17 protein-coding genes and 1 tRNA gene are annotated in these 19,543 nt (G+C 60.0%); 14 read left to right on the forward strand and 4 right to left on the reverse strand.

Annotation, left to right across the window (positions count from 1 at the left end):
* Positions 1-10 precede the first annotated feature (10 nt).
* The 5 genes from QM996_RS03975 (at position 11) to QM996_RS03995 (ending at position 6,731) form a co-directional block, all read left to right on the forward strand.
* Complete coding sequence (locus QM996_RS03975) at positions 11-2,227, forward strand: caspase family protein (RefSeq protein WP_500269389.1); 2,217 nt, start codon at positions 11-13, stop codon at positions 2,225-2,227.
* A gap of 236 nt (positions 2,228-2,463) precedes the next feature.
* Positions 2,464-2,553, forward strand: a tRNA-Ser gene (locus tag QM996_RS03980).
* 858 nt (positions 2,554-3,411) lie between these two features.
* Positions 3,412-4,443: a porin gene (locus tag QM996_RS03985; RefSeq protein ID WP_500269390.1), complete on the forward strand. Its 1,032-nt coding sequence runs from the start codon at positions 3,412-3,414 to the stop codon at positions 4,441-4,443.
* Between the two features lie 176 nt (positions 4,444-4,619).
* Positions 4,620-5,552, forward strand: a complete 933-nt coding sequence (locus tag QM996_RS03990) for a tyrosine-type recombinase/integrase (protein WP_500269391.1) — start codon at positions 4,620-4,622, stop codon at positions 5,550-5,552.
* 117 nt (positions 5,553-5,669) lie between these two features.
* On the forward strand, positions 5,670-6,731 hold the full coding sequence (locus QM996_RS03995) for a porin (protein ID WP_500269392.1): 1,062 nt from the start codon (positions 5,670-5,672) through the stop codon (positions 6,729-6,731).
* Positions 6,732-6,899: 168 nt separating this feature from the next.
* On the opposite strand, the gene QM996_RS04000 is transcribed toward QM996_RS03995, so the two are convergent.
* The 3 genes from QM996_RS04000 to QM996_RS04010 form a co-directional block, all read right to left on the reverse strand.
* On the reverse strand, positions 6,900-7,808 hold the full coding sequence (locus QM996_RS04000; protein ID WP_500269393.1) for an alpha/beta fold hydrolase: 909 nt from the start codon (positions 7,806-7,808) through the stop codon (positions 6,900-6,902).
* A 202-nt stretch (positions 7,809-8,010) separates the two neighbouring features.
* On the reverse strand, positions 8,011-8,502 hold the full coding sequence (locus QM996_RS04005) for a BA14K family protein (protein ID WP_500269394.1): 492 nt from the start codon (positions 8,500-8,502) through the stop codon (positions 8,011-8,013).
* A 116-nt stretch (positions 8,503-8,618) separates the two neighbouring features.
* A complete protein-coding gene (locus QM996_RS04010) occupies positions 8,619-10,685 on the reverse strand; it encodes a lytic transglycosylase domain-containing protein (RefSeq protein ID WP_500269395.1) in 2,067 nt (688 codons plus the stop codon).
* A gap of 290 nt (positions 10,686-10,975) precedes the next feature.
* On the opposite strand from QM996_RS04010, the gene dapA reads away from it, so the two are divergent.
* Positions 10,976-11,860: a 4-hydroxy-tetrahydrodipicolinate synthase family protein gene (gene dapA / locus QM996_RS04015; RefSeq protein WP_500269396.1), complete on the forward strand. Its 885-nt coding sequence runs from the start codon at positions 10,976-10,978 to the stop codon at positions 11,858-11,860.
* Positions 11,860-12,339 (forward strand): SsrA-binding protein, encoded by a 480-nt coding sequence (gene smpB, locus QM996_RS04020; RefSeq protein ID WP_500269397.1) that lies wholly within the window; start codon positions 11,860-11,862, stop codon positions 12,337-12,339. The genes dapA and smpB overlap by 1 nt, the downstream gene beginning before the upstream one ends.
* A gap of 172 nt (positions 12,340-12,511) precedes the next feature.
* On the opposite strand, the gene QM996_RS04025 is transcribed toward smpB, so the two are convergent.
* Positions 12,512-13,093 carry a LabA-like NYN domain-containing protein gene (locus tag QM996_RS04025; protein ID WP_057252816.1) on the reverse strand — a complete coding sequence of 194 codons (582 nt, stop codon included), beginning with the start codon at positions 13,091-13,093 and terminating at the stop codon, positions 12,512-12,514.
* 467 nt (positions 13,094-13,560) lie between these two features.
* On the opposite strand from QM996_RS04025, the gene rpoZ reads away from it, so the two are divergent.
* From rpoZ to rnc, 7 genes are all read left to right on the forward strand, one after another.
* Positions 13,561-13,968 carry a DNA-directed RNA polymerase subunit omega gene (gene rpoZ / locus QM996_RS04030; protein ID WP_173515996.1) on the forward strand — a complete coding sequence of 136 codons (408 nt, stop codon included), beginning with the start codon at positions 13,561-13,563 and terminating at the stop codon, positions 13,966-13,968.
* A 214-nt stretch (positions 13,969-14,182) separates the two neighbouring features.
* Positions 14,183-16,408 (forward strand): RelA/SpoT family protein, encoded by a 2,226-nt coding sequence (locus tag QM996_RS04035; protein ID WP_500269398.1) that lies wholly within the window; start codon positions 14,183-14,185, stop codon positions 16,406-16,408.
* A gap of 202 nt (positions 16,409-16,610) precedes the next feature.
* Entirely contained in the window at positions 16,611-16,760 is a 150-nt protein-coding gene (locus QM996_RS04040; RefSeq protein WP_112975742.1) for a DUF3563 family protein, read from the forward strand.
* Positions 16,761-16,951: 191 nt separating this feature from the next.
* Positions 16,952-17,506: a DUF2062 domain-containing protein gene (locus tag QM996_RS04045; RefSeq protein WP_500269399.1), complete on the forward strand. Its 555-nt coding sequence runs from the start codon at positions 16,952-16,954 to the stop codon at positions 17,504-17,506.
* A complete protein-coding gene (acpS, locus tag QM996_RS04050; protein WP_291158827.1) occupies positions 17,503-17,922 on the forward strand; it encodes a holo-ACP synthase in 420 nt (139 codons plus the stop codon). The genes QM996_RS04045 and acpS overlap by 4 nt, the downstream gene beginning before the upstream one ends.
* 161 nt (positions 17,923-18,083) lie before the next feature.
* Positions 18,084-18,827: a S26 family signal peptidase gene (gene lepB, locus QM996_RS04055; RefSeq protein WP_500269400.1), complete on the forward strand. Its 744-nt coding sequence runs from the start codon at positions 18,084-18,086 to the stop codon at positions 18,825-18,827.
* Entirely contained in the window at positions 18,827-19,543 is a 717-nt protein-coding gene (gene rnc, locus QM996_RS04060) for a ribonuclease III family protein (protein ID WP_500269401.1), read from the forward strand. The genes lepB and rnc overlap by 1 nt, the downstream gene beginning before the upstream one ends.

Here is a 19,543-nt window from a genome sequence, read left to right on the forward strand (position 1 = left end):
AGGGAATGGCATGTTCACGAGGCATTCGCGGCACTGGCTGCCGCTTTCTATTCTTTGTATCGCGTTGTTTGTGCCGATGGCCGATGCATGGGCTGCCAAGCGCGTCGCGCTGTTGATCGGCAACGAGAAATATGAAGCGACGTCGCCGCTCAACAATCCGGCCAATGACGTGGAACTGATGAAGGCCTCCTTCGAGGATGCCGGTTTCGATTCGGTCACGACGGTGCACGACGTCGGTCGCCAGGACATGGTCAAGGCGCTGCGCGATTTCGAGGATCTCGCGACCGGCGCCGAAGTGGCAATCGTCTATTATTCCGGTCACGGCATGGAGATGAACGGCGAGAATTTTCTGCTTCCCGTCGACGTGCGACTGAAAACGGACAAGGACGTCGAAGACGAGGCGATCGGGCTCGACCGGGTTCAGCGTTCGCTTGAAGGTGCGACCAAGCTCAAGCTCGTCATCCTCGACGCGTGCCGCAACAATCCCTTTGAACAAAGCATGACACGCTCGATCTCGACCAGGGCGGTGTCGCGCGGACTGGCGCGTGTCGAACCGGAATCGGCCGACCTGCTCGTCGCCTTTGCTTCGAAGGCCGGCACGGTCGCGCTCGACGGTGAAGGAAAGAACAGTCCCTTTGCCACTGCGCTCGCCAAATACCTGACCGAGCCGGGCGTTGACGTTCGCATTGCGCTTGGCAAGGTGCGGGACGAGGTGGTGTCGGTGACCAATCGCGGCCAGGAGCCGTTCGTCTATGGGTCGCTCGGTGGGGCGCAGATCTTCCTCAATATCAAAGAGGTGAACATCAACATCGCCAACGACGGCGGCCAACTCTCGCCAAACAGCCAATCGGAAGCCGCCGCCGACTGGCAAAATATTCGCGACCTCGCCGACAAGGATCTGATCGCGGCGTTCCTGGCGAAGCATGGGTCGGATCCCGTGTACAGGATGCTCGCCGAAAAGAAGCTGAAACGCCTGACTGAGGCGGAGCAGACGTCGAGTGTGGCTCCCGACGAAATTGCCTGGGAGGCACTGAAGCAGTCGACCGATGCTGCGGCGTTGACGCGCTTTATCGAGCGCTATCCGGATAGCAGCCACAAGGCCGAGGCCGAGCAGCAGATCGCGGCGCTGGAACCGCAAAAGGGTCTCAACGTCTCGCCGACCGGCAAGGACACGCAGGCCTCGCGCGATTGCTATCTGCTCGCAGGGGAGCCGCAATCGATGCCGGGCTTCCTCGGGGTCAATTTCCTGAAGCTCGATTCCGAGCGGGCTTTGACCGCCTGCGCCCAGGCCGTCAACGAGAATCCGGACGATATGATGCTCGTCAACATGCTGGGTCGGGCGCAGGATGCCGGCCGCAATTATGTTGACGCGCGGCGCAACTACCGGAAGGCCGCCGACGGCGGCAATTTGTATGCGCTGACGAATCTCGCTTGGTTTTCAGTCTATGGGACCGATGGTCCGGTGGACGTCGACCAGGGCAAGCGCATGTTCGAGCAGGCAGCCAGGGGCGGCAACGCCTACGGCCAGGCGTCCCTCGGCTGGCTCTACCGTGAGGGCTATGGCGGCATCATGCAGGACTATGCCGAAGCAGCCAGATGGTATGAACTGGCGGCCAACCAGGGTTATGCGAACGCCATGGCGACGATGGGGTGGTTCTACCGGGAAGGGCTTGGCCTCCCAAAGGACCTGGCGCAATCGCTCTCCTGGTACAAAAAGGCGGCTGAGAGCGGTGACACCAATGCGATGTCCTCGCTCGGCTGGGCCTATCAGAACGGGTTGGGGACCGAGCAGAACTACAACGAAGCCAAGGTCTGGTATGAGAAGGCGGCCAATATGGGCGATTCCTATTCCATGGCATTGCTTGGCTGGTTCTATGATATCGGCAACGGTGTCTCGCAGGACTATGTGCAGGCACGCACCTGGTATGAGATGGCAGCGAATGCCGGCAGCGCCTATGCCATGGGCAATCTGAGCCGACTTTATGATTACGGCCTCGGCACCAAGGCGGATGCGAAGGAGGCGGTTCGCTGGGCGGCGGCGAGCATCGAGGGCGGCGATCCGGCCAAGCTTGAAGAATTGCGGACGCAGCCCAACAATTTCACGCCGGACTTCCGCAAGGAAATGCAGGTGCTGCTTCGAGATCGCGGTTATTACGGCGGACCGATTGACGGCGACTTCGGTGCCGCCACGCAACAGGCGATCGAGCGCCTCGCAAGCAAGTCTTGAGACATAAGAGATAAAGGCGCGGCTCTTCGAATTCCATTTTCATCGCGCGCGAGAATCAGACGTCGGCGGACGCCGAAACGTTCCGGCGCTTCCTGGTCAGCTTGAGGAGCGGCCTGTCGATAAACGCGCATGCTTACTTCCTGCCGGGCAGGCCCACGCGGAAAATGAGGGGAATTGCCGGAAAACGACAAAAAAATCTTGCATTGGCCGCTGAGTGACACTAGTCAGGCGCTAACGGAGAGGTGGCCGAGTGGTCGAAGGCGCTCCCCTGCTAAGGGAGTATACCGGAAACGGTATCGAGGGTTCGAATCCCTTCTTCTCCGCCATCCCTTTTCTTGTCCAGCCCGGAGACATAGGTGACAGTTTGTCCCTAAGACATGGGAGACAATCTCGTGCCGAACGGATTGTCGATGGTCTGCAATACCTTGCTTTCGTAAAGACAGTGATGATGGCTCCCGCCAACTTGGGCATTTGATGGCGCAGCGCACCGAGTGCGGGAACCGATCGGTCAGCGCATCTCAAGATCCGCAAACTGTTTGGCGCAACGCTACCGGGCTTTCCGGCAAGTCGGCCAGACCGTCGACTCTCTCGCTCTCTCGTGCGCGCATCAACTCTTTTCGAAATCTCTGTCCGTCTGTTCGTCCATTGACGTCTTCTTCCTGCGGTCGGCGGCCGCGATTCTCGCTGGGTCAGAATCAAGGATGCGTTTCGTTTGCGAATCTCGGCATTGATTCTGATGATTCTTTCGGTCTCGAACCGTCCGTCCCGTTCTCGTTTCCTGGAGAGAATGCTGTTTCAGCCGTTTGCCGCCGAGGTGGAGTCGGCATTTGTGGCCGCGCTTTCCCCCATTTTGGGCCGCTTTCTGCCTCTTTCTGAAACAGGCTGCGCGTATTCCCATTACGCTAAACCCCTGCCAGCAAAGGATTTTCTTAATGCTTTGTTAATTTTCTCAAGGGGTCTGCGGCGATTTTGTGTCGTTTCAGCAACAGGGTTCGGCGAAGGGCGATGCAAAGCACGTGATCTCGCTAGTTGGACGTTGCGCCGATGATCGGGTCTTGTATTTTCAACTCCGGAAGCAAGGGCGGTTGATCGTCCGACTTCTTGAACGTTGGGGATGGGGCAGGGAAAGCTGTCCTTCAGCAAAATACCCAGACCCGTTTGAAACTTTTGACTGGAGGTCAGAAATGAACATCAAGAGCCTTCTTCTCGGCTCCGCTGCTGCTCTCGCAGCAGTCTCCGGCGCCCAGGCAGCCGACGCAATCGTCGCAGCCGAGCCGGAGCCCATGGAATACGTTCGCGTTTGCGACGCTTTCGGCACTGGCTACTTCTACATCCCGGGCACCGAAACCTGCCTCAAGATCGGCGGCTTCATCCGTTTCCAGACCTCGTTTGGTCGTGACGAAGTCAACGGTCGTCAGGGCTGGGGCGACGCCGGCACGTCCGACTGGGATGCCTTCTCGCGCGCTTACATCTCGTTCGACGCCAAGAGCGACACCGAGTACGGCACGCTCACCGGCTTCTTCGCTGCCGAATTCAACGCCGACAACGACACCGACGCCGGCGACAGCCGCATCGACGTCGACGAAGCCTACATCCAGCTCGGCGGCCTCAAGGCTGGTTTCTTCTACAACTGGTGGGATAAGGGCCTGAACGGCGAAACCGACTCGCTCGGCAACTTCACCGAATTCAACTCGATCGCCTACCTCTACGACGGCGGTTCGTTCCAGGCTGGTCTCTCGATCGACGAACTCGAAGGCACCTCCACCAAGCCGAACGGCATCGGCGTTTCCGGTATCGTTTCGGCTTCGGTCGGCGGCGTTTCCTTCGACCTGCTCGGCGGCTACGACTCCGAACTCGAAGAAGGCGCGATCCGCGGCTTGCTCTCGGCTGACCTCGGCCCGGGCGTCTTCCAGCTCGCTGGTATCTGGGCTTCCGACCCGAACGCTTACTGGGAAAAGTCTGAGTGGACCGTTGCTGCGTCGTATCGCTTCAACGCCACCGACAAGCTCGCTATCACCCCCGGCGTTCAGTACTTCGACGGTCTGAGCCACGGCTCGCTCACGGACTTCAGCAACGACGACGCATGGCGCGCTGGCGTAACGCTGGACTACAAGATCACCGAAGGCCTGGCGACCCGCGTTTCGGTTCAGTACGAAGATGCTGACGGCGAAGAAGATCAGGTATTCGGCTTCGTCCGCCTGCAGCGCGACTTCTAAGATCGTCTGACCTCGGTCAGAAGCGTGGCCCGCAGCTCTTTCGAGTTGCGGGCTGTTGCTGTTTCGCAACGTTTGCATGTCATCGGGCCACCGGATTCGCCCAGGGTGAAGACGTTGGCTTGAACGCAAGCCGGTTTCTCGGCCTCATTCGCAAGAGGAAGAGGGAAACTGTGAGCGTGGGACAGGACGCTGAAAAACAGGCGGGCGACTTCAGCTTTCCGGACCTGCGTTCGGGATATGAAGTCAATTACAGCTTTAGCCCGCAACGCCCGATCGGAGTGGTGAAGGAAACCACCCTGGGGGAACTGCTTCAGCGCTATGCCGATATTTTGTGGGAAGAGGGCAGCCACAAATATAATGTGAAAGCCTTCATCGGCGAACTTGACGAGATTCTGATCTGCGCCAGGTTCTCCACCTTCTCACAAGACATGCTCGACAGCCTCATCGGCGCACTACGCAAACGCAGCAACAGCAACGCAACCATCAACAGGAAGATGGCGGCGCTGAGCAAGTTGCTGCGGAAAGCGTACAAGATGGGTGACATCCACAGTTTGCCCGAGTTCAGACGGCAAAAAGAACGAGCCGGACGCCTCCGCTTCCTGGAGGCTGCCGAAGAGGAAACGTTGTTCCGAGAGATTGGCAGCCGTTCAGACCTCTACTTGCAGCTTTCCATATTCCTGGTGGACACCGGCGCCCGCCTCGGCGAATCCATCGCCCTCAAATGTAATGACATCTATGAGGGCCGAGTGACCTTCTGGGTCACCAAATCTGGACGCAGCCGCACAGTGCCTCTGACCTCCAGAGCAAAAGATGCGATGGAAATGCTTGCGGACAGAGCTCCGGGACCATTCTCGTCGGTCGACCCCCAAAAATATCGCGCGGTCTGGAATGCAGCCAAGTTGGACGCAGGACTGGGCGATGAAGAGGATATCGTTCCGCACGTTCTACGACACACCTGCGCGTCTCGTCTGGTGCGCGGTGGAATCGACTTACGGCGAGTTCAAATGTGGCTCGGCCATCAGACGCTTGAGATGACAATGCGTTACGCCCATCTGGCCTCGCATGATCTCGACATGTGCGTGCCGGTGCTAGAACGCCATTTGAAATAACACCCCTCTACCAACCCCCAGCATGACCCACGTGCGGGCTCGATTGCGCTGAGTTTTAGCTTGGGAGCCAACCCAGTCAGATGCGGAAAACCTTCCGATTCTGACTGGAGGTCAGAAATGAACATCAAGAGCCTTCTTCTCGGCTCCGCTGCTGCTCTCGCAGCAGTCTCCGGCGCCCAGGCAGCCGACGCAATCGTCGCAGCCGAGCCGGAGCCCATGGAATACGTTCGCGTTTGCGACGCTTTCGGCACCGGCTACTTCTACATCCCGGGCACCGAGACCTGCCTCAAGATCGGCGGCTTCATCCGTTTCCAGACGTCGTTTGGTGATGGTGCTTCGACCAGCCGTTACGACCAGCGCGACTTCGACTTCGACGACAACGGTGTAAACGATCAGTCCACGTCGGACTGGGATGCCTTCTCGCGCGCTTACATCTCGTTCGATGCCAAGAGCGACACCGAGTACGGCACACTCACCGGTTTCTTCGCTGCTGAGTTCAACGCCGACAACGACACCGACTCGGGCGACAGCGACTTCATCGACGTTGACGAAGCCTACATCCAGCTCGGTGGCCTCAAGGCCGGTTTCTTCTACAACTGGTGGGATAAGGGCCTGAACGGCGAAACCGACTCGCTCGGCAACGTCACCGAGTTCAACTCGATCGCCTACCTCTATGACGGCGGTTCGTTCCAGGCCGGTATCTCGGTTGATGAGCTCGAAGGCTGGTCCACCAAGGCTAACGGCGTCGGCATCTCCGGTATCGTTTCGGCTTCGGTCGGCGGTGTTTCCTTCGACCTGCTCGGCGGCTACGACACCGAATGGGAAGAGGGCGCGCTCCGCGCTCTGCTCTCGGCTGACCTCGGCCCGGGCGTCTTCCAGGTTGCTGGTATCTGGGCTTCCAACCCGAACACCTACTGGAACGCTTCCGAGTGGTCTGTTGCAGCTTCGTATCGCTGGAACGCTACCGAAAAGCTCGCTATCACCCCCGGCGTTCAGTACTTTGATGGCCTGCAGACTTCGCTTCTTGACTTCGGCAACGACGATGCATGGCGCGCTGGTGTAACGGTTGACTACAAGATCACCGAAGGCCTCGCGACCCGCGTTTCGGTTCAGTACGAAGATGCTGACAACGCTGACGACCAGGTATTCGGCTTCGTCCGCCTGCAGCGCGACTTCTAAGATCGTCTGGCTTCGGTCAGAAGAGAGAAGCCCGGCCTTCGAGCCGGGCTTTTCCGTTTTCTCGACGCGTCGCAATTGGGTGGTCGTCTCAGTCAATCTTCGACGGATCTCCAGCGGATGCGCGCCAATGTCATGAAAATCGATCGTCAGCGCGTGCTGGGGCGCCGCTTAGGTCGAGCGCGGTTTGGCGCCGACGCAAATGCCGTCGAGAAAAGCGGAAATCACTTCCCGAGGGCCATCGAGATGCAGCAATGGCGCATGCCCCTGGCCTAGCGCGGTGAATTCGACCATTCCCGGATGCCGCTTACTCATTTCCCGAACCGTTGCTTGCGAGAGAAGCCGTGAGTGCTCACCCCTGATAACCATGAGCGGGATCTCTGCCATGACATTGAATTGGGGCCAGAGATCGGGTAACGGCGTTTCAGCCGTCAGGCCCAGCAATTGCTGTGCGATTGCCGGGTCAAAATCGGCGACAGGCACGCCGCCTTCGTCCCGATAGATCGCCCTGGCCATCTGCTGCCAATCGGAATCGCGAAGGATCGGGAAATCGTCCCCATGCAGGGCTTTCAGATAGTCGGGCGCTGCTGTCCAACTTACTGGTCCGGTTGCCCTGTTGAGATAGTCCCGAATGCCCATCAATCCCTCAATTTCAACGACCGGTCCGATGTCGTTGAAGATGGCGCCTGCGATCAAGCCGGGGGCGTCACCTATCAAGCGGTGCAGGATCAGTCCCCCGCGGGACGTGCCGATGAATATGGCTATATCGATAGCAAAATGGGCGCAGGCGGCGATGACGTCGGAGGTTTCGATTGCAATCGCATAACGGCTCTTGTCGCCGTCTCGCTCCGAGTTGCCGCGGCCGCGATAGTCGAGGGTGACTATGGGATGTCCGCCCCCGGGCGAGGATGCGAGAAAGGTGGCGAGTTCGTGAAAATCGCGGCTGTTGCGCGTAAGCCCTGGCAGGCAGACGATTGGTATCGCCGTTGACGGCCGAGGCTCGGGACCGTAGGTCCGTGCGTAGAGTTGCAAGCCGCCGGTCCCGCAGAAGCGGTGTTCGCGAAACGCGCCTTGATCCATCCTCAGTCTCCTTCAAAACCGGTCGGATCGTAGCCGTTGAAGGGGAAAGGGGAAGCGGTGATGTCGGAGAGCATTCTGGCGAGCGCCACAGGCCGCGCAGTCGCGAATCACAACCTCGGGGAGCTACCGCGGCGATTCATCGTGATACTTCGGCAAGGAAACCATCGCTCCCACAGGACCAATGGCCGGCCATTAGGCCTTGTCAGTAAGGCGAATAGCACTGACGTCTTGGGCCGCCATAGGGCTGATAGGTATTGTCCCAGGCTCGATAGGACCGATAGCGTGCGTAGCACCAGCGCGTATGGGCGCTGCCACCGTTATAATATCTCGGCTGGCTCAACAAGCCGCCGACGATCGCACCCGCGGCGAGACCACCGAAAAATGCGCCGAAATCATTATCGTGGTGGCGATAGTATCGGCGATAATGGTTTCGATAGTAGCCGTCCCGATAATATCCGTGCCGATAGTAGCCGTCCCGATAGTAGCCGTGTCGGCCATCCCGATAGTAGCCTCTGCAATTGGGCCAGCAGTTGCGACCGCTCTTGCGCTCCTCACCTCGCTCGTAGGAGAATTGCACCCGTTGGACATCGCTCGACTGAGAGGCAACCTGCGGAGCGGTGGGGAAGGCTTCGGCTGGCGGGACACTGCTCATCGCCGTCGCCAACGACAGGGCAATTATTGTCAATGTCTTCATCGCGCTCACCATTTTCCTTCAGGAAACATCGGACCTTCAGGAAGGAAATGGCTGAAATCGTCGTTTGTGCCGGCAGCGTCTATCACAATTGCTTGATCGCGGCATCTGAACTCAAACTATTGCCGCCCCATTCTCAGATCTTCGACGATGTCGGCCGTCTGGCCGAGCCTCGACTTGTAAACCTGATAGTTCTCCATGACCCGCTGCACATAGTTCCGCGTCTCCTGGAAGGGGATGCGCTCGATCCAATCGACGACTTCGTCGATCGGCTTGCCGCGCGGATCGCCGTAGCGGCCTAGCCATTCCGGAACCCGGCGCGGACCGGCATTATAGGCAATGAAGGTCAGGATATAGGACCCGCCGAAGCTGCTGATCTGTTCGCCGAGATAGTGCGCGCCAAGCGTGGCGTTGTAGCCGGCGTCGCTGGTCAGCTTATCCTGCGAATAGGCAAGGCCGTAGCGGCTGGCGACGCCCTTGGCGGTTCCCGGCATTAGTTGCAGCAGGCCGCGGGCATTGGCCGTCGAGATGGCTGCAGGGTTGAAGGCGCTTTCCTGTCGCGCGATCGCATAGGCCAGCGCCTTGCCGGAGCCGTCGATATTGGCGCTCGAAGGGATCACGCCGACCGGGAAGGCGAGGGCGGCGACATCAATGCCACGTCCGAATGCAATCTTGCCGATCTGGAGCGAAAGCTGATGGTTGCGGGCCTTCTCTGCCCGCGCCGAAAGCAGCGCGAGTTCGCCGGGGCTGGTCAACTCCTCCGCAAGCGCACGGTAGATACTGTCGGCGCGCCAGGCGTGGCCGGCGCTTTCAAGCCGGGTGATCGCACGCACCGCTTCACGATTCTCGAATCTTGTCCGGTCATCTGCCGTCGGGGCAGGGTAGGCGACGTTCAGCGTCTTGCGGCCAAGCCGGGCGGCGGCCAGTTGCCCGTAGAACGTTCCGGGATAGCGCGCCGCATTGGCGAAACACTCGCTGGCATTGCCAGGTCCGCCAGCCTCGGCCGATCGGCCCAGCCAGTACCAGGCGCGCGAAGCGGAAAGCGGGCGGTTGGAGACGTCGAGGATACGGCGGAAATGGCGGGCGGCGATCGCCGGATCTTCCATGCCGCGAAGCGCATACCAGCCCGCGTGGAATTCGGCATCGACGATATCGGTCGCATCCGTTGCCAGATGACTGGCCGCGATCCGGTAGGCGCCCTCAAAGTCGCCCGCGTCAAGCAGGCCCCGGCTGACCGCGCGTTGTTCGACCCACCATTCGCCCGGGTTGATGAGTACCCCTTTGTCCTTCGGCATACGGGCAAGCAACTTGGCTGCTTCCTCGTATTTCTTCTGTTTGCGCAGGAACTCGATTTGAATGAAAAGATAGGCGGGATCCTTGCGCCAGGAAGGGTCGACCGCCGCGATCAGTGCATCTGCCTTGTCGTTGCCGCGGCTGACCGCTGCCCAGGCACGATAGAGCGACTGCGCCTTGCCGAGGTCGCCAAAACGTTCGGCCTGTTCGACACGGTTGCGGTAGAGAAGCATAGCCATGCGCCGCTGGTGATCGGTGGGCGTCAGCAGGCCGGAAAACTCCGCCAGGATCCGGGTCTCCATGTCCTTGTCGAGTGCGTCCCGTTGCCAAATTTCGCGCAACCGTTTCGCAGCCGCATCCGTTTGTCCCTGGGCGACAAGCGCGCGAGCAAGGATGAGGGTTCCCTCGGTTGTCTCGGGCTGCGTGTCGCCAAAGGCGGCGAGGACGTCGGGTGCCGGCGGGTTTTCGCGATAGAGCGCCCGCTCCGAATTGGCGCGCAGGGATTTCAAGCCGGGCCAACCCTGTAGTTCGCGCTGGGCATCGGCAATCTCATAGGAGGGAATGCCGCGCTGGCCGGAAACTGCAATCGCCCAGGTCAGGATGTGACGGTCGAGCGCGTCGCGGCTCATCGCGTTGCGCACGGCAATCGCGGCCGCGGGCTGCCGGTTGGAGAGGGCGTCGAGCCCCGCCTTCAAATCGCTGTCGCCCGGCGCGGCGATTGCCGGAATGGCATTGGTAGTCTCGTCGGCGGCAACTTGCGCAGCCTTGCCAGGTTTGTCGGGTCTATGCGTCGGGACCGGTATTCGTTCCGGCGTTTCGGAACCAAGCGCTGGCGATGTGAGCAGCGCAGCGCCGATGACGGCGGCGACGGGCAGGAAAATTGATCCGCGCATCAAGAGGCTGTGTTCCCCGTGTCTCACATTCAACTGCCGCCGGATTGTCTGAGGCAAGACTAGCGGCCAATATTGATCATGGCAATCGTACCTTGCCGCCCAGGCCTGTGGCTGGGCGGGACCATTATGCGGGCCGAACGTCAAGCTTTTGCACGAAAACCGGCGTGAAATGCCGTGTCACGACGCTTGCCGCAGCCCACTCACATGATTATGGTGCGGCAGTTTTTTAACCGTCGATTACGGCCAAAGCATGAGTGCATTTTGCGCCTTTGTGCCGTCAGGAGTTGTGCATGTTCAAGGGTTCCATTCCCGCTCTCGTAACACCGTTCACCGCGACCGGCGCGGTGGATGCGGATGGTTTCGTCGCGCATGTGGAATGGCAGATAAAAGAAGGCAGCCATGGTCTCGTGCCGGTCGGCACCACCGGCGAGTCTCCGACCCTTTCCCATGACGAGCACAAGAAAGTCGTCGAACTCTGCATCGAGGCGGCCGCCAAGCGGGTGCCGGTGATTGCCGGCGCCGGCTCCAACAACACGACGGAAGCGATCGAGCTCGCCCAGCATGCCGAAAAGGCCGGTGCTGACGCGATCCTCGTTGTCACGCCCTATTACAACAAGCCGACGCAGAAGGGCCTCTTCGCGCATTATGCGGCGATCGCCGAGAGCGTGAAGCTGCCGATCGTCATCTACAACATTCCCGGTCGTTCGGTCGTGGATATGAGTGTCGAGACGATGGCGGCGCTCAGCAAGGCCTATGCGAACATCATCGGCGTCAAGGATGCGACCGGCAAGATCGAGCGCGTATCCGAGCAGCGCATGGCCTGCGGCCCGGAGTTCGTGCAGCTTTCCGGTGAGGACGCGACTGCGCTCGGCTTCAACGCCCATGGTGGTGTCGGCTGCATTTCGGTCACGGCCAACGTGGCTCCACGCCTTTGCGCCGAGTTCCAGGAGGCAACGCTTGCCGGCGAATTCGCCAAGGCGCTCGCCTACCAGGATAAGCTGATGCCGCTGCACAAGGCGATCTTCATGGAGCCCGGTCTCTGCGGTGCGAAATATGCTCTGAACCGCCTTGGCCGGATGAGCCGCACCGTGCGCTCGCCGCTGTTGTCGACGCTGGAGCCGGCAACCGAGGCAGCGATCGACGCGGCACTGAGGCATGCAGGATTGATGAACTGATGGCACCCAAAGGAAGCCAGCGCACGGTCAAAAAAGTCGTGGCGGAAAACCGAAGGGCCCGCTTCAACTACGAGATCGTCGACACCTACGAGGCCGGTCTGGTTCTGACCGGCACCGAGGTCAAGTCGTTGCGCGAGGGCAAGGCCAACATTGCCGAATCCTATGCGACGGACGAAGGCGGCGAGATCTGGCTGATTAACTCCTATCTGCCCGAGTATCTTCAGGCGAACCGCTTCAACCATGAAACGCGGCGGCGGCGGAAGCTGCTTCTGTCGAAGCGCGAGGTCAATCGTCTGCAGGGCGCGGTCAACCGCGAAGGCATGTCGCTGATTCCGCTGCGCATCTACTTCAACGAGCGCGGCCGGGCCAAGCTCGAGTTGGCGCTCGGCAAGGGCAAGAAGCTTCACGACAAGCGCGAGAGCTCGAAAGAGCGCGATTGGAACCGGCAGAAAAGCCGCCTGCTGAAGGATCGTGGCTAAAAGCGATCCTGCTCCTGCCAGATCGCCACCGGTCAATACCCACGAACACGACCAGGTCCTTGACCAATGGAAGGTCGAGGTTCACGTGACACGGCGTCGCCATCGCCTGCCCAAAAGCGTTGACCCGCCCTTCGAGCTCTAGCTTGAAAGCGCTTCGCTGATTGTCGTCGTTTTAGATTTCGACGGGGTCCGCCACCGGTTCGGCCGTATGCCGCGGTGTACGTTCGGAAGGTTCGCGGCCGATCTCTGCCCGCAGCGTCGCGAGGTCGATGAAGTGATCGGCCTGGCGACGCAGGTCGTCGGCGATCATCGGCGGCTGGGTCGACATCGTCGAGACGACCGAGACCTTGCGGCCCTTGCGCTGCAGCGCTTCGACGAGCGTGGTGAAGTCGCCGTCACCGGAGAAGATGACGAGGTGGTCGACGGTCTCGGACTGCTCCATTGCATCGATCGCGAGTTCGATGTCCATGTTGCCCTTGATCTTGCGGCGACCGAGCGAGTCGGTGAATTCCTTGGCCGGCTTCGTCACGACCTTGTAACCGTTGTAGTCTAGCCAATCGATCAGCGGGCGAATCGAAGAATATTCCTGATCTTCGATGAGCGCGGTGTAATAGTAGGCGCGCAGCAGATAGCCGCGTTTTTGAAAGGCTTTCAGCAGCTTGCGATAGTCGATGTCAAAGCCGAGGCTTTTCGATGCCGCGTAGAGATTTGCGCCGTCGATAAAAAGTGCGATCTTTTCGCGGGGATCAAACATCGTCTTTCCTTTTCAATGCCGGCGCATCAAAGGCCCGCTGCCGGCCGATACGCAAAATAAGTCGTTTACATTAATAATTGCTGATATTGCAAATAATGTAGGCTAGGCATTGCATTATTCCAGCAGGGCGCTCGCGAATATAGCTAGTTTTAGCAGTTGCTATAGATAGTCCACATCCCTGGAATGCCTTTTCTACCAGGCGTTTTGGTGTTGTGGCCTACAATGCAACCAGGTGTTTGCGAGTTAGGTTTTCCGGCCCATTTGGATCGCATTTTATCACGAAGTGTGACGTTACGTGAGCGTCACTTGAAGGAAAAACTTGAACTTGCCTTGTTTTGATTGTATCCGGGCGGCTAATTCCAGAAATCGGAGCCGACGAGGCCGTCGCTAGACGGCTGTTTCCGGTTTCGTGTCGTCAATCCGTGCAGCGGCCATGCCGCCGCGCTTCGAGCCCAAAAGGACAGGCAATGGCCCGCGTCACCGTCGAAGATTGCATCGACAAGGTCGATAACCGTTTCGAACTCGTTCTGCTTGCCAGCCACCGCGCGCGCCTGATCTCTCAGGGTGCCGCCATCACCATCGACCGCGACAACGACAAGAACCCGGTCGTTGCGCTGCGCGAGATCGCCGATGAAACGCTTTCTCCCGACGACCTCAAGGAAGATCTGATCCACTCGCTGCAGAAGCACGTTGAAGTGGACGAGCCCGAGCCCGATCCGGCTTCGCTGCTTCAGTCGGAATCGGAGACCACGTTCGCCGAGGTTGCCGAAGACGAGGATCAGCCGGAAGCGATCACGTTCGACCGCATGTCGGAAGAGGAACTGTTGGCCGGCATCGAAGGTCTCGTGCCGCCGGAAAAGAGCGACGACTACTGAGATCCTTCGCGGAACGCCCGTTCCCGCGTGTTTTCAAAGCAGTGCGCCACTCGTATGATTGGCGCACTTTTTTATTGATTTCTTCCAGAGCAGGATGAGGAAAAGTGTTTGCGGTTTTCCGCCCGCATTCCGCTCTAACCTATGAGAACGATCACGTTTATGATTTTAGGTCGAGCCGACCTGAAATCATCCCGCTCTAGAGGATCGCCAGCGAATGATGCGCCAATACGAGCTCGTAGAGCGCGTGCAAAAATACAAGCCCGACGTCAATGAAGCCTTGCTGAACAAGGCCTACGTCTATGCGATGCAGAAGCATGGCCAGCAGAAGCGGGCAAGCGGCGATCCCTATATCTCTCATCCCTTGGAAGTGGCGGCCATCCTGACGGAAATGCGGCTCGACGAGTCGACGATTGCGGTCGCGCTGCTCCACGACACCATTGAAGACACGACGGCGACCCGCCAGGAGATCGACGATCTCTTCGGCGAGGACATCGGTGCGCTCGTCGAGGGGCTGACGAAGATCAAGAAGCTCGATCTCGTCACCAAGAAGGCCAAGCAGGCCGAGAACCTGCGCAAGCTGCTGCTGGCCATTTCGGATGACGTGCGCGTTTTGTTGGTGAAGCTTGCCGACCGGCTGCACAATATGCGCACGCTCGACCACATGTCGGCGGAAAAGCGGGCCCGCATCTCCGAAGAAACCATGGATATCTATGCGCCGCTCGCCGGCCGCATGGGTATGCAGGACATGCGCGAGGAACTCGAAAATCTCTCGTTCCGCCACATCAATCCAGAGGCTTTCGAAACGGTTACCCGGCGACTGGAGGAGCTTTCCCAGCGCAACGAAGGCCTGATCAAGAAGATCGAGGACGAATTGCGGGAACTCCTTCAGGCTGAGGGCCTGAAGGCTGCACAGGTCAAGGGGCGCCAGAAGAAGCCCTATTCGGTCTTCCGCAAGATGCAGTCGAAGTCTCTGTCCTTCGAGCAGCTTTCCGACGTCTGGGGTTTCCGCATCATCGTCGATGACATCCCGTCCTGTTACCGGGCGCTCGGTATCGTCCATACCCGCTGGCGTGTCGTTCCAGGTCGGTTCAAGGACTATATCTCGACGCCCAAGCAGAACGACTATCAGTCGATCCACACGACGATCGTCGGCCCGTCGCGCCAGCGCATCGAGCTGCAGATCCGCACGCGGCGGATGAACGACATCGCCGAATACGGCATCGCCGCCCATTCGCTCTACAAGGACGGGGAGGGGAACTCGAACGATACCGCCCTGTCGCCGACCTCGAACGCCTATTCCTGGCTGCGGCGCACGATCGAATCCCTCGCGGAGGGTGATAATCCCGAAGAATTCCTCGAGCACACCAAGCTCGAACTGTTCCAGGATCAGGTGTTCTGCTTCACGCCCAAGGGACAGCTCATCGCGCTGCCGCGCGGCGCGACGCCGATCGATTTCGCCTACGCGGTGCATACCAACATTGGCGACACCTGCGTCGGCGCCAAGATCAACGGCCGCATCATGCCGCTGGTGACCCGCCTCAACAATGGTGACGAGGTGGAGATCATCCGCTCGGGTATCCAGGTGCCGCCGCCGGCCTGGGAGGAGATCGTCGTGACCGGCAAGGCGCGTTCGGCGATCCGCCGCGCGACACGGGCCGCCATTCGCAAACAATATGCCGGGCTCGGCTATCGCATTCTGGAACGCACCTTCGAGCGCGCCAACAAGACGTTTTCGCGCGAAGCACTGAAGCCCGCCCTGCACCGTCTCGGTCAGAAGGAAGTCGAAGACGCGATCGCCGCCGTCGGTCGCGGCGAGCTTTCTTCTCTCGATGTCCTGCGCGCCGTCTTCCCGGACCATCAGGACGAACGCGTGACGGTGAAGCCCAGCGCCGACGATGGCTGGTTCAACATGCGCAGCGCCGCCGGCATGGTGTTCAAGCTGCCGGGTCGCGGCAAGGATGCGAACGGCGCGACCCAGGCCGAAGGGCCGGAAGCGCTTCCAATTCGCGGCCTCTCGGGCAATGCCGAAGTGCATTTCAGCCCCGCAGGTGCCATTCCCGGCGATCGCATCGTCGGCATCATGGAGAAGGACAAGGGCATCACCATTTACCCGATCCAGTCGCCCATCCTGCAGAAATTCGACGACGAACCGGAACGCTGGATCGATGTGCGTTGGGATCTGGACGAGGCCAACAGCAGCCGCTTCATGGCGCGGATTGCGATCAGCGCCCTGAACGAGCCCGGAACGCTGGCTGAGCTGGCCCAGGCGATCGCGACCAGCGACGTCAATATCCGCTCATTGTCGATGGGCCGCGTGGCGGCGGACTTCAGCGAGCTGCAGTTCGATCTCGAGGTCTGGGATCTGCGTCAGCTCAACCACCTAATCGCGCAGCTCAAGGAACTGCCGAGCGTGTCGCTGGTGAAACGCCTCTTCGAGTGAGTCGATCGGCACGGCTGCCGGTAGCGCTGCCGTGCCTGCTGCCGGGCCATTCTGCACGTGGATGCCTCAAAAACAGGCATCGGATGCATGGCAAAACGGCAAGGTATGCTGCAGGCGCATGGCTGCCGCCTTTTCCTGGAACTGGTGGGAAAGGGACCTCTAAACTATCTTCTGTCTCGGGAGGTAAACAAAGAGGTTTGCCATGTTCAATCAGTTGAAGAAGATCACCCGCGCGCTGCGCGTCCCCACTCAGGAAGAGCGCGAGCTCGCCTATCTCAACAATTCGGTCGATCGTATCGATCTCGAATACCGTCAGCGTCAGATCGACCGCGGCCTGTTCCGCAACTACTAAGTCGATCGCGTCCCGTCTCTTGGGCGGGATGCTGAAGCTATGCGTTCGATGAATGGCTCGCCTGCGACACGTGCGCGGCGCGCCGGCGGGTTGCAAGCAACGGGCATGATGCCTATCTTGCGGCCAGCAAACAGGCGGACGCGCCGTCTTGTGCCGGGCCACGGCATCCAAGATGCGGTCATGACGGCAGAATGTTATTCAGACGTAGAAAACCGGTCACGATTTCCGAAAGGCTCCGCGCGCTCCTTTGGCCACGCAAGGGCTTTCGGCGTGGCCCGCGCTATATCGCCTTGCGTATCCTGCGCCTGGCTTCGACGCCGCATTCCATCGCTGTCGGCGTGGCTGCTGGCGTGGCATCGTCGTTCACGCCGTTCTTCGGCCTGCACATCGTCATAGCCGTCGCCCTGGCCTTCGTCTTCTCGGGCAACCTGGTTGCCGCCGCGATCACCACCGCGCTTGCCAACCCGGTGACGATCCCCATGATCCTGACGGCGTCCTATGAGCTCGGCATTGCCCTTTTGGGCGTCGAAAGCGCCCATGCCGCCAGCAGTGCCGACGTCATGCGTATGGTCGAGCACCTCGACCTTTCCGCCCTTTGGGGACCGGTGTTCAAGCCGATGCTCATCGGCTCCCTGCCGCTGGCCGCTGCTGGCGCACTGATTTCCTATATTGCGGCTTACCATGCGGCCCGCATGTTTCAGAAGCGACGCCCGGCGCGCGCCAAAGACTTCGGACCTTCCCCATGATCATAGGCATAGGCAGCGACCTGATTGATATCAGGCGGATCGAAAATTCGCTTTCCCGTTTCGGCGAGCGTTTCGTGCAGCGCTGTTTCACCGATGTCGAGATCGCCAAGTCCGAAGGCCGGAAGAATAGGGCTGCGTCCTACGCCAAGCGGTTCGCCGCCAAGGAAGCCTGTTCGAAGGCGCTGGGCACGGGGCTGGCGCAAGGCGTCTTCTGGAAGGACATGGGCGTCATCAATTTGCCCGGCGGCAAGCCGACTATGAACCTCACCGGCGGTGCGGCGGAGCGTTTGGCGCAGATGCTGCCGCCCCATCACCGGGCGGCCATTCACCTGACGATTACCGACGATTTTCCTCTGGCGCAGGCCTTCGTGATTATCGAAGCGCTGCCCGTTGCCCCGGTTGAGGGAACGGTTTAGAGCATTCCGCTGGAAAACCCGGTCCGAGGCGATTGAAGGGCAGGCAGTCTGCAGCATATGAGACCGGATTGTACGCAGTTTGAAGGTGGGATCAAAACTGCGGAAGAAAGTTGAGAGCAAGCCCCGGTGAGGGCGTTGCCATGATAAAGGAAGACAAAAGCGTGGCAGAAAAGACAGAAGCGAAGCAGAGCGGGCTCTGGGAAAACGTGAAGGTCGTTATCCAGGCGCTGCTCCTGGCCGTCGTCATCCGTACGGTGCTCTTTCAGCCCTTCACCATTCCCTCGGGCTCGATGATGCCGACGCTGCTTGTCGGCGACTACATCTTCGTCAATAAGTTCGCCTACGGCTTCTCCAAGTATTCGCTGCCGCTCTCGCCCGATCTCTTCTCCGGCCGCATCTTCGCAAGCGAGCCGAAGCGCGGCGATATCGTCGTCTTCCGCTTCCCGCCGAACCCCGACATCGACTATATCAAGCGCCTCGTCGGTCTTCCGGGTGATCGCGTCCAGGTGCGCAACAGTATCCTCTACATCAACGACAAGCCGGTCGATCGCGTGCCGGACGGTGCGTTCCGCGCCGACGACCAGTACGACACGGGCGGAGACGTCTCGGTCTATCGCGAAACCATGGACAACGGCGTTTCCTACGACACCCTCGACCAGTTCCCGGATTCGCGCGGCGACAATACCCGCGAATTCATCGTGCCCGAAGGCCACTATTTCATGATGGGCGACAACCGCGACAACTCGGCCGACAGCCGCTTCGACGTCGGCTTCGTGCCGGCCGAGAACCTGGTTGGCCGCGCCAGCATGATCTTCTTCTCGCTCGGCAACGACACCTCGTTCCGCGAAATCTGGAAGTGGCCGGCGAACCTGCGTTACGATCGTCTGTTCAAGGCGGTCGAATAATGAAGTCGCGGTCGCTGAGCGCGGAGGATCGGGCAAAACTCGAGACCGTGATTGGCTATCAATTTGCCGAGAAGGAGCGCCTGGACCGGGCGCTCACCCATTCCAGCGCCCGCAGCGCCAAAGGCTCCAACTATCAGCGCCTGGAGTTCCTGGGAGACCGGGTGCTGGGGCTCTGCGTTGCCGAGCTTCTGTTCCAGACGTTTCGCGACGCAAACGAAGGCGAGCTCTCGGTACGGCTGAACCAGCTCGTCAGCGCCGAAAGCTGCGCCAAGGTCGCCGACGATCTGGAACTGCACCAGTTCATTCGCACCGGCTCCGACGTCAAGAAGATTACCGGCAAGGCGATGATGAATGTGCGGGCCGATGTGGTAGAGTCGCTCATCGCTGCCATCTATCTCGATGGGGGCCTTGAAGCCGCCCGCGGTTTCGTGCTGCGCCACTGGAAAGACAGGGCAGTACGCGCCGACGGTGCCCGCCGCGATGCGAAGACCGAATTGCAGGAATGGGCGCATGCCAAGTTCGGCATCGCGCCGACTTACAGGACGGACGATCGTTCCGGCCCGGACCATGATCCCCGCTTCACGGTAACCGTGGAGATTTCGGGGATCGCGCCGGAGACCGGGATCGATAGATCCAAGCGTGGCGCCGAGCAAATCGCCGCGATGAAATTGCTGGAACGCGAAGGCGTGTGGCGGAAAAACTCCGCCGGAAATTGA

The sequence above is a fragment of the Sinorhizobium chiapasense genome (genome assembly GCF_045277575.1).
Taxonomy (GTDB): Bacteria; Pseudomonadota; Alphaproteobacteria; order Rhizobiales; family Rhizobiaceae; genus Ensifer; species Ensifer chiapasense_A.

Bases quoted from the DNA above. Each gene is read 5' to 3' on its own strand.
- QM996_RS03975 (WP_500269389.1), top strand. From the start codon at position 11: ATGTTCACGAGGCATTCGCGGCACTGGCTGCCGCTTTCTATTCTTTGT.
- QM996_RS03985 (WP_500269390.1), top strand. From the start codon at position 3,412: ATGAACATCAAGAGCCTTCTTCTCGGCTCCGCTGCTGCTCTCGCAGCA.
- QM996_RS03995 (WP_500269392.1), top strand. From the start codon at position 5,670: ATGAACATCAAGAGCCTTCTTCTCGGCTCCGCTGCTGCTCTCGCAGCA.
- QM996_RS04000 (WP_500269393.1), bottom strand. From the start codon at position 7,808: ATGGATCAAGGCGCGTTTCGCGAACACCGCTTCTGCGGGACCGGCGGC.
- QM996_RS04005 (WP_500269394.1), bottom strand. From the start codon at position 8,502: ATGAAGACATTGACAATAATTGCCCTGTCGTTGGCGACGGCGATGAGC.
- QM996_RS04010 (WP_500269395.1), bottom strand. From the start codon at position 10,685: ATGCGCGGATCAATTTTCCTGCCCGTCGCCGCCGTCATCGGCGCTGCG.
- dapA (WP_500269396.1), top strand. From the start codon at position 10,976: ATGTTCAAGGGTTCCATTCCCGCTCTCGTAACACCGTTCACCGCGACC.
- smpB (WP_500269397.1), top strand. From the start codon at position 11,860: ATGGCACCCAAAGGAAGCCAGCGCACGGTCAAAAAAGTCGTGGCGGAA.
- QM996_RS04025 (WP_057252816.1), bottom strand. From the start codon at position 13,093: ATGTTTGATCCCCGCGAAAAGATCGCACTTTTTATCGACGGCGCAAAT.
- rpoZ (WP_173515996.1), top strand. From the start codon at position 13,561: ATGGCCCGCGTCACCGTCGAAGATTGCATCGACAAGGTCGATAACCGT.
- QM996_RS04035 (WP_500269398.1), top strand. From the start codon at position 14,183: ATGATGCGCCAATACGAGCTCGTAGAGCGCGTGCAAAAATACAAGCCC.
- QM996_RS04040 (WP_112975742.1), top strand. From the start codon at position 16,611: ATGTTCAATCAGTTGAAGAAGATCACCCGCGCGCTGCGCGTCCCCACT.
- QM996_RS04045 (WP_500269399.1), top strand. From the start codon at position 16,952: ATGTTATTCAGACGTAGAAAACCGGTCACGATTTCCGAAAGGCTCCGC.
- acpS (WP_291158827.1), top strand. From the start codon at position 17,503: ATGATCATAGGCATAGGCAGCGACCTGATTGATATCAGGCGGATCGAA.
- rnc (WP_500269401.1), top strand. From the start codon at position 18,827: ATGAAGTCGCGGTCGCTGAGCGCGGAGGATCGGGCAAAACTCGAGACC.